The sequence below is a fragment of the Streptomyces sp. TRM49041 genome, assembly GCF_008271805.1.
In the GTDB taxonomy this organism is placed as follows: domain Bacteria; phylum Actinomycetota; class Actinomycetes; order Streptomycetales; family Streptomycetaceae; genus Streptomyces.
Genome location: NZ_VSRY01000152.1, coordinates 368,639 through 379,032, shown reverse-complemented (window position 1 = coordinate 379,032; position 10,394 = coordinate 368,639). Strand labels below are relative to the sequence as shown.

The 10,394-nt window shown below is 68.8% G+C and carries 14 protein-coding genes, 1 other RNA gene and 2 pseudogenes; 10 read left to right on the top strand and 7 right to left on the bottom strand.

Annotated features, from left to right (window positions below):
* The first annotated feature begins 95 nt into the window (after positions 1 to 95).
* From FVS66_RS24855 to FVS66_RS24840, 4 genes are all read left to right on the top strand, one after another.
* A complete protein-coding gene (locus FVS66_RS24855) occupies positions 96 to 317 on the top strand; it encodes a hypothetical protein (RefSeq protein WP_149181302.1) in 222 nt (73 codons plus the stop codon).
* 102 nt (positions 318 to 419) lie between these two features.
* Positions 420 to 1,445, top strand: coding sequence for a sporulation protein (locus tag FVS66_RS24850; protein ID WP_149181309.1), 1,026 nt, complete (start codon positions 420 to 422; stop codon positions 1,443 to 1,445).
* Positions 1,446 to 1,533: 88 nt separating this feature from the next.
* Positions 1,534 to 1,989 (top strand): tellurite resistance TerB family protein, encoded by a 456-nt coding sequence (locus tag FVS66_RS24845; protein ID WP_149183408.1) that lies wholly within the window; start codon positions 1,534 to 1,536, stop codon positions 1,987 to 1,989.
* 27 nt (positions 1,990 to 2,016) lie between these two features.
* Complete coding sequence (locus tag FVS66_RS24840; RefSeq protein WP_149183407.1) at positions 2,017 to 2,280, top strand: GlsB/YeaQ/YmgE family stress response membrane protein; 264 nt, start codon at positions 2,017 to 2,019, stop codon at positions 2,278 to 2,280.
* Positions 2,281 to 2,327: 47 nt separating this feature from the next.
* Here FVS66_RS24840 and FVS66_RS24835 read toward each other — a convergent pair.
* Positions 2,328 to 2,788, bottom strand: a pseudogene (locus tag FVS66_RS24835) (cation transporter); the annotation flags it as partial.
* Positions 2,789 to 2,835: 47 nt separating this feature from the next.
* On the opposite strand from FVS66_RS24835, the gene FVS66_RS35210 reads away from it, so the two are divergent.
* Complete coding sequence (locus FVS66_RS35210; RefSeq protein WP_187645678.1) at positions 2,836 to 2,988, top strand: hypothetical protein; 153 nt, start codon at positions 2,836 to 2,838, stop codon at positions 2,986 to 2,988.
* Here the strand turns inward: FVS66_RS35210 and FVS66_RS24830 are convergent.
* Genes FVS66_RS24830 through FVS66_RS24815 form a run of 4 tightly spaced genes read right to left on the bottom strand, consistent with a single transcriptional unit; the run spans position 2,972 to position 4,943 of the window.
* Complete coding sequence (locus FVS66_RS24830) at positions 2,972 to 3,157, bottom strand: DUF397 domain-containing protein (protein WP_399226214.1); 186 nt, start codon at positions 3,155 to 3,157, stop codon at positions 2,972 to 2,974. The genes FVS66_RS35210 and FVS66_RS24830 overlap by 17 nt on opposite strands.
* A gap of 20 nt (positions 3,158 to 3,177) precedes the next feature.
* Positions 3,178 to 4,032: a helix-turn-helix transcriptional regulator gene (locus FVS66_RS24825; RefSeq protein WP_149183404.1), complete on the bottom strand. Its 855-nt coding sequence runs from the start codon at positions 4,030 to 4,032 to the stop codon at positions 3,178 to 3,180.
* Positions 4,033 to 4,039: 7 nt separating this feature from the next.
* Complete coding sequence (locus FVS66_RS24820; RefSeq protein ID WP_149183403.1) at positions 4,040 to 4,564, bottom strand: DUF6879 family protein; 525 nt, start codon at positions 4,562 to 4,564, stop codon at positions 4,040 to 4,042.
* Positions 4,524 to 4,943, bottom strand: coding sequence for a hypothetical protein (locus FVS66_RS24815; protein ID WP_149183402.1), 420 nt, complete (start codon positions 4,941 to 4,943; stop codon positions 4,524 to 4,526). The genes FVS66_RS24820 and FVS66_RS24815 overlap by 41 nt, the downstream gene beginning before the upstream one ends.
* A 206-nt stretch (positions 4,944 to 5,149) precedes the next feature.
* Between FVS66_RS24815 and FVS66_RS24810 the strand changes: the two genes are divergently transcribed.
* From FVS66_RS24810 to FVS66_RS24795, 4 genes are all read left to right on the top strand, one after another.
* Entirely contained in the window at positions 5,150 to 5,512 is a 363-nt protein-coding gene (locus FVS66_RS24810; protein WP_262387177.1) for a hypothetical protein, read from the top strand.
* A gap of 383 nt (positions 5,513 to 5,895) precedes the next feature.
* A complete protein-coding gene (locus FVS66_RS24805; protein ID WP_149183400.1) occupies positions 5,896 to 6,135 on the top strand; it encodes a DUF397 domain-containing protein in 240 nt (79 codons plus the stop codon).
* Positions 6,136 to 6,316: 181 nt separating this feature from the next.
* Positions 6,317 to 6,718 carry a hypothetical protein gene (locus tag FVS66_RS24800; RefSeq protein WP_262387176.1) on the top strand — a complete coding sequence of 134 codons (402 nt, stop codon included), beginning with the start codon at positions 6,317 to 6,319 and terminating at the stop codon, positions 6,716 to 6,718.
* Positions 6,719 to 6,730: 12 nt separating this feature from the next.
* Complete coding sequence (locus FVS66_RS24795) at positions 6,731 to 7,633, top strand: JmjC domain-containing protein (RefSeq protein ID WP_149183398.1); 903 nt, start codon at positions 6,731 to 6,733, stop codon at positions 7,631 to 7,633.
* 382 nt (positions 7,634 to 8,015) lie between these two features.
* Here the strand turns inward: FVS66_RS24795 and rnpB are convergent.
* Positions 8,016 to 8,416: RNase P RNA component class A (rnpB, locus tag FVS66_RS24790), an RNA gene on the bottom strand.
* Positions 8,417 to 8,541: 125 nt separating this feature from the next.
* Between rnpB and FVS66_RS24785 the strand changes: the two are divergent.
* Positions 8,542 to 8,821 (top strand): annotated as a pseudogene (locus FVS66_RS24785) (MerR family transcriptional regulator); the annotation flags it as partial.
* An 87-nt stretch (positions 8,822 to 8,908) separates the two neighbouring features.
* Here FVS66_RS24785 and FVS66_RS24780 read toward each other — a convergent pair.
* Positions 8,909 to 10,351 (bottom strand): RNB domain-containing ribonuclease, encoded by a 1,443-nt coding sequence (locus tag FVS66_RS24780; RefSeq protein WP_149183397.1) that lies wholly within the window; start codon positions 10,349 to 10,351, stop codon positions 8,909 to 8,911.
* Between the last annotated feature and the right edge of the window lie 43 nt (positions 10,352 to 10,394).

Sequence of the window (10,394 nt, the reverse complement as noted above, 5' to 3'; positions counted from 1 at the left end):
ATGTAGACCAAAAGCGGTACGGAGCGTCAGAAGGGCATGCCTTCATGGCGGTTGACGCCACACCGGACCGCTCCATCACTCGCGGGAGGGCCTTCGTGGCTTCGATAGATCTGGACAAGGTGCTGGACAAGGCGTGGGCGGACAAGAGCCTGCCGGAGATCCTCGCCGCACCCGTGGGCGCGCTGAAGGGCGTGTCCGAGCGGGACGGCGAGCTCCTGAAGGAGGCGTTCGGTGTGAAGACGGTGGCCGACCTCGCCGATCTGAAGTACGTCCGCTGGGCCCAGGCGCTGGCCGCCCTCGACGCGGCGTCGAAGTAGCTCTCTCCGGGGCCGCCGCCACCACCACCGCCGGCCAGGCCGGTGGCGACGGCCCCTCTCTCTCCGTACAGCAACGCGCATCATGAAGGAGTGAACGCCACGATGGTGTTCAAGCGACTGCTCGGCTCGGTCGGCATCGGCGGCCCCTCGGTGGACACGGTCCTCACACCCGGAGCGGTCCAGCCGGGGGGCGCCCTCACAGGCGAGGTACGCCTCAAGGGCGGCAAGGCCGACTTCGACATCGAGCACATCACGCTCGAACTCGTCGCCCGCGTCGAGGCCGAGCACGACGACGGGGAGTCCGAGGGCGTGGTCGCCTTCGAACGGTTCACCGTGGCCGGTGGCTTCCGCCTGACCGAGGGCGAGCAGCGCAGCGTGCCGTTCAGCGTGCACCTGCCGTGGGAGACGCCGGTCAACGAGCTCTACGGGCAGGCCCTCGGCATCGTTCTCGGTGTGCGCACCGAGCTGGGCGTGGCCGGCGCGAAGGACAAGGGCGACATGGACCCGCTCGCCGTCGGGCCGCTGCCCGCGCAGGAGGCGGTCCTGGAGGCGTTCGGGCAGCTCGGCTTCGGCTTCAAGTCGGCCGACCTGGAGTACGGCCGCATCGGCGGCACCGGCCAGCAGCTGCCGTTCTACCAGGAGATCGAGATGACCCCGGCGCCGCAGTACGCGCACCAGGTCAACGAGATCGAGGTCACCTTCCTCGCCAACCCGGGCGGCATGGAGGTCGTCCTGGAGGCCGACAAGCGCGGCGGCCTCTTCTCCGGCGGCCACGACGCGCTGAACCGCTTCACCGTCAGCCACCAGGATGTCGGCCACACCGACTGGAACGCCCTGGTCGAGTCGTGGGTGCACCAGCTCGTGGAGCGCCACTCCGCGCACGGCGGCCACGGAGCCCACGGCGCGTACGGCCACAGCGACCCCTATGCGCACAAGGGCGACCACCACGGCCACCACGGCCACCACGGGCACGGCGACGGGCATCGCTCCGGCCCCGGCATGGGCACGGCCATCGCGGCCGGCGCCGCGGGCGTGGCGGTCGGCGTGGCGGGCGGCCTGGTCGCGGCGGAGATCGTCGACGAGGTCGGCGACTTCTTCGAGGGCGACGACGAAGGCGACGAAGGCTGATGCGAGGCTGATAGCTTCTACCTGACTGTAGAAGCTACGGTCCGGGCCGGGCTGCTCCCGGCCCGGACCGCACGACGAAGGAGTTCTCATGGCCCTGTGGGACCGCCTCAAGGAGTCCGCGTCGACGATGCAGACCCAGCTCATGGCGAAGAAGAACGAACTCACCAGCGGCGCCTTCCGCGACGCCTCCATGGCGATGTGCGCGCTCGTCGCCGCCGCCGACGGCACCATCGATCCCAGCGAGCGGCAGCGCGTGGCCCAGCTCATCGCGACCAACGACGTCCTGCGTAACTTCCCCGCCGACGACCTGCACCGCCGCTTCGAGGAGAACCTCGACAGACTGACCGCCGACTTCGCCTTCGGCAAGGTCAGCGTCATGCAGGAGATCGCCAAGGCGAAGAAGAAGCCTGCCGAGGCCCGCGCCGTCATCCAGATCGGCATCGTCATCGGCGGCGCCGACGGCGACTTCGACAAGACGGAGCAGGCCGTCGTCCGCGAAGCCTGCTACACCCTCGACCTGCCGCCCCACGAGTTCGACCTGTAGGCGCTGGCCACGAAAGGCAGCACGTACATGGAGATCTCCGGCATCATCACGGCCATTATCTTCGGTGCCGTCATCGGCGCACTCGGCCGGCTCGTCCTGCCAGGGAGGCAGAACATCGGCTGGCTGTGGACCATCGCCGTCGGCATCGCCGCCGCCCTCGTCGGCACCGCCATCGCCGCCGCGCTGGGCGTCTCCGACACCAAGGGCATCGACTGGATCGAATGGGCCATCCAGATCGGCCTCGCCGCCCTCGGCGTCACAGCCCTCGAACGGCTGCGGTCCCGCTCCTGACACCGACGCGGCGGCCGCCCTCAGCGCACCCGGAACGTACAGCGGGTTCAGAACGCGAGGACGGCCACCGTACCGAGATAGAGCACGACCAAGAGGATCCCGTCGAAACCGACCCGGAGCCATCCGCCCCTCTGCCGCACCAGGAGGCCGCCGAGCAGCACCGCCGTCATCACCAGCGCGCTGGAGGTCAGGAAGAGCTCGTCGGGGGCGGCTTCATGGAAGAGGGAACCGCCCCGGTACGCGATGTCGCCGACCACCAGGTTGAGGGCGTCCAGGCAGTTGCCGCCCACGACCGCGGCGATCGCCAGGGTCACCGCGCCGCGCCGTACCGCGGCGATGGACGTGACGGTCTCGGGCAGCGCGTTCACCAGGCCCATCAGCACCGCGCCGACGAAGCCCGCGCTGAGGTCCGTGTGCTCCAGGATGCTCTCCGCCGCCCGGGCCACCGCCCAGCCGCCCACGACGACCAGACCGGCCAGCACCACAACCACGACCACAGCCGTGAAGTCCGTACGCGCACGCGAGAGGGTCGGAGCGGCCGTCACCGCGAGCGGCATGCCTCTCGACACTCAGGAGCACTGGCGTGAGACCTTCCTCGCCCCCGTGCGGGACGGCATCACTGCCGCCGGCAAGTCCGCGGTCGAGGCCGGACGCGAATGGAGCAAGGCGGCGGGTCCGCTCCTGGTCGCCCTCACCCCGGCAGTCTGACTTCCGTCGCGAACTCCACGAACGCCGCCCAGGACGACGGCGGGAAGGTCAGGGTTCCGCCGTCGCGGTCCTTCGTGTCGCGGACCATGACGTTCGTCGGGTCGTTGTCGGCCACTTCAACACAGCTGTCTGACTTCGTGTAGGTGCTGGTGCGCCAGTTCGGGGTCATGGACTGCATGATGCGCTCTCCTAATCGCTCGGCATCTGATCGAAGTGCTGGATCGCTGTGAAGATGAGGTCTCGGACAGCGGTGCCGTAGACCGCTGACTGCTTCAAGAGGGCGAACGCCTTGGTATACAGCTCGATCTCTCGGGGCTGGGAAACGGACAGCTCTGCCGAGTAGGTCTCGACGAGGACCAGCCGGTCATCGAACATCGAGAACGAGTTGCCCGGCCATATCGAGGCCGACGCGGACCTGGGGACAATGCCCAGGCTGAGGCGAGGGAGCCTCATCACAGCCAGCAGGCGGTCGAGCTGCCCCTTCACCACTTCCGGGCCCCCAAAGTTGGTGTACAGGGCCTGTTCGCCGAGCAGTACGTTGAAGATCCGATCGCCCTTGTAGAGGTACTGCTGACGCTCAAGCCGCTTCGCCACAGCCGAATCGGCGTCGTTGGGGATCTCGTAGTAGCTGACAACCTGCTTGAAGACTTCGGCAGCGTACTCCGTCGTCTGAAGGGTCCCCCACACGACGGTGGGATGCCAGATGCGGAACACCTTGGTCTTGCCGTACACCGGAAGGGCCTGTTGTTGGCGCTTCTCTGCTCCGGTCTGGAGCAGTCGGCGCATCTCCATCCACAGCTCGTCGACGTGGCGGACGATCGCGATCAAGTCGCCCATCTGGTCGCCCTGGCCCGTGGCCTCGCACCAGACGCGAATGTCCTCATCGCTGGGGCGCTGCTTGCCGTTCTCGATGCGGGAGACCTTCGACTCCTGCCACGAGGTGGCACGCGCGAACGCCCGGCCGCTGGCGAAGCCCGCGTCCTTGCGGAAGCCACGCAGCCGGGCACCCAGCGCTTGCAGCGCCTCTTCTACTTGCGCGCTCATGGAACGGTCAGGGCTTGTACTCGGCGTGTGGTACAGCAACGGCCCACAGTAGATCCCGCAGGCGCACGCACTCAGCAACGATGTCCGGTTCTTCGACGATCTCGGACCCAAGGACTCTGCCGTCGGAGTCGAAGTGGCCCACTGCCAGAAGGCGGTCGTCGAACAACCACCAGTCGTTACCCCCCACGGGGAAGGTGACGCTCTCCGGCAAGCGATGCCGAGGCAGCCAGCGAATGTCCTCGCCCGCCTCCTCGTTGAGACCGGTCGTGGCGTGCTCCCACTGAATGTAGGGAGCATGCGGCTCCGTCACCACGCGGACGCGTCGGACGGTCTTCCCTTCCCCGGTAACGCGCCTCATGAGCTGCGTCCACGGCTCCATGTAGGAGTAGTCGACAGTCTCACCGCGGAGCCAGCTCGTGAACGGACTCTCCTCGTCGGGGACGGAGTAGTCGTCCCTCAGCTCCAGGTGGAATGCATCCTGCCCGAAGCTCTCAAAGAGCTGGTTGCGCTCGGCGCTGGAGATCAGCTCCACGCGGTTCCTCCAGTAGGGCGGTGATCGCGGCCTTGGGGACCTCGACCACGGTCTCGTAGTCAGGAATCTCCATCTGGGACAGGGCCTCGGGGTCGGTCACCTCGCGGCCCTGAACGACGAACGTACCCCCCGGCGTGAGGATCATGATCGGGTCCTCTACGCGCCTGATCTCCCCAGCCGGCAGGCCGTCTTTCATGAGGTGCTCAAACAGTTCCGTGGGCACCTCCACCGCCGTCTCTCCCTCGGAGATGTCGAGTTGCATCAGCAGGTCGTTCGCGAAGATCTTCCAGCCCTGGACGAGGTAGGTGTCCCGGTCCGTGGCGTACAGGGTCGGGCAGTCGCCGACCGTGGAGTTCTTACCAAGGAACCGTAGCTTCATGGCCGTTCTCCTGTCTGCTGCCTTGCTCAGGTTTGCGCGACACGTCGATGTTCGCGAGGCCGTTCGAGCCCGTCAATCGACTTGCTGCAAACTCGCGCAATCTTCTTGGGACTTGGAAGCCACCCGCTCTACGTTCGTCCACGAACCGAGCAGCCAAGGACCCCGCACTGTGGTGCGGTACCGAGGGGAGATGCGTGGTGTCCACCGTGAGTGAGAGACGCGAGGCTCCGAGTCTCGACGGCGCGCCAATCGACGTGGAGCTGATCGGGGACAGCACCGAGACTGCCCTCGTCATGAAGCTGGGCACGTCGACCCGCAACGACATCATCAAGAGGACGCCGATCCTGATCGGTCACCTGCAACTGTTTCTGGCGGAGGAGCTGGGAGCAGACGAGGACGAGACGGTCAGGCATCTCTTCCACGAGGCGTACAAGCTGCTGGATCTGAAGTCCCGGCCCTCGCCGGACGCCACGACCTTCGCTGCGTACATGTTCATGCGCGATGTCGCGAGCCTGACCCGCCGACTCCTCTGGGTCTACACGCAGAGGAGCGGGACGGGTGACTCGTGAGTCCCAGGGCGCAACAAGTGGCTTACGTCCTGGCGCTCCTCGCGGTGGTGATCGCCCTCGCGGTCGGCATCTTCGCCAGCCCGGAGCCCGACACAGACGCCCGCTCGGCTGGCGTCAGTGGATCTTCCAGGGCCTCCTAATCGGCTCCTCCGTTTCGCTCATGGCCGCGTACTGGCGCATGACTGCATGATCTTCCGCTCCCGAGGTTGACCCCCGTGTCGAACATTCCCCCTCGGCAAGCACTCCTTCGGGGGCGGTAGCCAGTCCCCACCCCGGTCAGCCGCTCCCCGAAGAAGGACAGGTCGGGCCGGGGTGGGTCAGCAAGCGCACTACGGCGCGGAGACCGACTCTCCGCTCATCAGTTGCACCAGGAGGACGATCCCATGATCAGTGACCTCTACTCCCTGCCCACCGAGGGCGCCGAAGTCCGGCAGTTCTGCGGCGGCAACCTCCAGGGCGAGCACGAGTCGTGCGTCCAGTTCGCGCAGATCCCCGGCGCGGAGACCGCGTACGTCCTCACGGACTCCAAGCCGGAGGGCGCCGGCAAGGAGCTGCGCTTCGACGAGGCCGAACTCGACTCGTTCGTCCTCGGCTACGCCGCCGAGCGGGGTCTGAAGCTCTAGTCTGGCCCCCTCCTCCCCACGCACGAAGCGGGCCGCCCTGTACGCCTGGGCGGCCCGCCACCCCCGAAGGGCACAAATGAGCTGGTCAGGGCACTGGCATGGGTACGGACCTTGGAGCGGGCCTTCGTCCGTGTACGCCAAGGAGGGAAGTCGGCGGCCTCCTCACCCCAACGGCCCGCCCATGGCGACGGACCCCGAGGACAAAAGACAGCAGCAGGTCCTCGACCGGTACCGCGAAGCAGCCGCCGAGTTCCAGACGGGCAACGTGCCGCCCCTGATGACCGGCCACTGGCTCTTGAAGAAGAACCAGGTCGCGGCCGACCGCACGTGGACCGACGTGGGCGTTGCCCTGGCCTGGCTCACGAAGCACTACGAGGCCAACCCTCCCTACGAACGCGCGGACGGCCTCCAGGCGTACGGGAGCCTCGAAAACAAGCTGGAGTACGCCGCTGACGTGCTACCCCGTGGGGTCGACGTGTCCTGGGTGCACTACACCGCGTCGAAGAACCTCTGGTCGGTCAACGTGGTCTGCTGCCCCAACCGCTTCCATCCGGAAATCCCCTGCCCGCTCCCGCCGTCGTAAGGAGTCGACGCCGTGTCGCTGCGCCTCTTACTGCCCGAGGAGGGCGTAACCGATCTACTGGCCTCCTGGCCGGATGAGCCTCGCGTCTACGAGCGAGGAAAGTCGTCCCTCGACGAGACCGTCACGGCGGAGACCATCCGGAGCTACGTCTTCAGGGGATGCGTCCCTGCCGACGAGATCGCCGTGGTCAAGGCCCCTAACCCTTCGCTGAACCCGAAGGCGTACATGACCAACGGCCGCACCGACCGCGCGAAGCTGGCCCGGTTGTACGAGAGCGGCCACACCATCCGCCTCGGCAACCTCCAGCGCGTCATTCCGGACCTGGCTCAGGTCTCCCACGATATCCAGGCGGAAACGGGCTACTCGAACTACATCCACGCCTTCCTGACCCCGCCCGGCAACCAGGGGCTACGCCATCACTGGGATCAGCAGATGGCCGTGATCGTCCAGATCGCCGGCACCAAGCGGTGGCAGCTCTGGAGCCCGCCCGTCGAGTCCCCCATGAGGGAGTACAACGAGTCCTTCCGTGTGTGGAGGGATCACTTCATCCCCGAGTGGGAATCTGCGGGCCCAGACCTCGAAGTCGACCTTCGGGCAGGGCAGTCGCTTCTTCTCCCGAGGGGCTGGGTTCACAACCCGCACGTAACCGACCTGGATATAGACAGCGTTCATCTGACGTTCGCGATCCGTGAGCGCACCCCCCTGTGGCTGGCCGAGAAGCTGGTCGCCGAAGCGATCGAGGACCCGGAGTTCCGCCGGATCATCCTGCCCAGGGACATCACCGGACCGGTGCTTCTGGAGCAGATGCACGCCGTCCGCCAGGCGCTTCGCATTCACCTCGACGGGCTCGACCTTCAAAGCCTCGCCGCAGCCGTGCGCCGGGCCGCCGTGACCGAGCTGGAGTACGCCACCTGACGCCAGCCCCTGGCCCCGGCCCGTTCGCATCCCCCATTGCGGACGGGCCGGGGCCCTTCGTGCGGCCAGCCGCTCACCCAGCCGCTCCAGGAAGCTACCCAGCACCTTGGGCTTCCTGACGACCTTGGACCCACCCGAAGGCGCGGGCGGAAGAGCTAGGCAAAGCTCAACCCGGAGCAAATCGCGTGACAGAGCGAACACTCAAGGCACCGATGCCTCCCCAGGGACGGCGTCTTCCACCGCCACGCAATCGCCACACAGCACCGGGAAACACCCGGAGACAGTCACAAAGAGTGAGCAAGGATGGATCGACTTTCAGGAGCACGAAAAGGCCCCTGACCAGGCAGAACACCTGGTCAGGGGCCTCCTCCACGACTGCCGACAGACGAGCCGAGCTATACGCCGGGTTCTGTGCCCCGGGACCTCGCGGTCGTCGGGGTGACGGCCATCCATCTAGGGCCGGCGTTGCCGCCGGCCTCGTGCGGTCTACCCGCGGACTCGGGCGGGCCGCCCTCGAACATCCGCGCAGGGCCGTCTTGCGACGGCCCCTCTTGACCTTGCTCCAGGTGGGGTTTACCGAGCCGCCTGAGTCACCTCAGGCGCTGGTGGTCTCTTACACCACCGTTTCACCCTTACCGAGGGCCGAGGCCCCCGGCGGTCTGCTTTCTGTGGCACTGTCCCGCGGGTCACCCCGGGTGGGCGTTACCCACCACCCTGCCCTGTGGAGCCCGGACGTTCCTCGGGGAGGTCCGAAGACCCCCACGCGGCCGCCCGCCCGGCTCGTCTGCCGTGTCGACCATGCTACCTGGCGGGGTGGGGGCGGTGGGCCCGCGCGTCCTCGGAGGAACTCGGCACCGCCGGCGGACATCGCTTGACCTTGTCGCAGCGGCAACGTTTCTACTGGGCCCATGCGAATCGGAGAGATCGCCGGGATCGTCGGAGTCAGTACGCGGGCGGTGCGGCACTACCACCGGATCGGGCTGTTGCCGGAGCCGCCGCGGCGGGCCAACGGATACCGGGAGTACACGCTGCGGGACGCCGTCCTGCCGGCGGGTGCGGCGGCTCAGTGAGCTGGGGCTGTCGCTGGACGAGGTGCGGGACGTGGTGGCCGACGACGCCGGGCGGGAGCTCGTCGACGTACTGGAGGAGCTGGACGCGGACCTCGCGCGACAGGAGGCCGAGGTGCGGGGGTGCTCGGGAAGCGGCGGTATGTGCACACCGTACGGTTCCACGCCGATGACGCACGGGGGCTCCACCGGGCCCTCACGCACGCCCTCACGCGGGTACGAACAGCGCCTTCTCCCGCCCCGGGAACGCCCGAGTGAGCCGTACGGCCAGCCGCTCCCCCAGCGGCAGCGCGGCCCCCGGGCTCTCGACGCGGGCCACCACCGCCGGGTCCGCCAGGTGGACCGTGCCGACCGTCGGGTCGCCCTCCCGCACGTCCACCACCGTCCCGGGGAAGACGTCCCCCACCCGGTCCATGAGCAGGGCCGCCTCCACGAGGTCCACGCACTCGCGCTCGACGCGGTTGGCGAGGCGCGTCCCGTCGGCCATCTCCCGCGGCAGGGCGGCCAGCGCGGCCCGCACCCACTCGGGCGGCTCCTGGCCCGCGACCGCCGCGACGCACAGCTCGCCCGCGTACCGGTCGACGAGGCGGCGCAGCGGGGCGGTGCAGTGCGTGTACTCGTCGGCGACGGCGGCGTGCATGGCCGGCACGGGGAGGTTGCCGTCCGTGAACACGGTGTACCCGGCGCCGCGCAGCAGGGCGGTGCAGTCCTGCAGGAATGCCGCGTTCCTGGGCTCGCGCGGGTCCAGGGCGCGGACGAGGGCGGCGTACGAGACATGGTGCGGCCACTCCATGCCGAGGGCCTGCGCCGAGCGCCGCAGCCTGGCCACCGCGCCGTCCGGGGCGGTCGGGAGGGTACGCAGGATGCCGGTGCCCGCGGCGGTCATCAGGTCGGCGGCGGCCATGCCGGTGAGGAGGGAGATCTGGGCGTTCCAGGCGTCGGCGGGGCGCGGGGCGCGGAAGGCCAGGCGGTAGGCGCCGTCGGTCTCCACGATCTCCTGCTCGGGTACGCGCAGCGAGATGCCGCCCCGCTCGGCCTCCAGCTCCTCGCGGAGCCGGCCGATGTCCCGGAGCAGCGCGACCGGCTCCTCGGCGGCGCCCTCGTCGATCTGCCGCTGGACGGTCGCGTAGTCGAGGCGGATGCGGCTGCGGACCAGGGCGCGGCGTACGTCGGTGGCGACCCGGCGGCCGTACGCGTCCAGGTCGACGCGCCACAGCAGCGCGGGCGCCGTCTGCGCGGGGAGCAGGCTCGCGGCGCCCTCGGAGAGCACCGGCGGATGGAGCGGGATCCGGCCGTCCGGGAAGTAGAGCGTCTGTACGCGGCGGTGCGCCTCGGCGTCGAGCGCGCCGGCCGGTCCGACGAACGCGGCCACGTCGGCGATCGCGTAGTGGACCCGGTAGCCGCCGTCCGCGCGGCGTGCCAGGTGCATGGCCTGGTCCAGGTCGACGGAGCCGGGCGGGTCGACCGTGAACAGCGGGATGTCGGTGGCGTCCTGTCCGGGCAGGCTCGGGGACTTGGCGGCGGCCTCCGCCTCGGCGAGGACGTCGGGCGGGAAGCCGCGGGGGACGTCGAGTTCGGTGCGCAGCGCGCGCAGGGCGGTCCGCAGGGGAGCCTCGGCGGCGCCGGTCACATGGAGATGGCGGCGGGGCATATGCCGAGCGTAGGCCGCGGAGCGCGGCGCGGCACTTTGTACG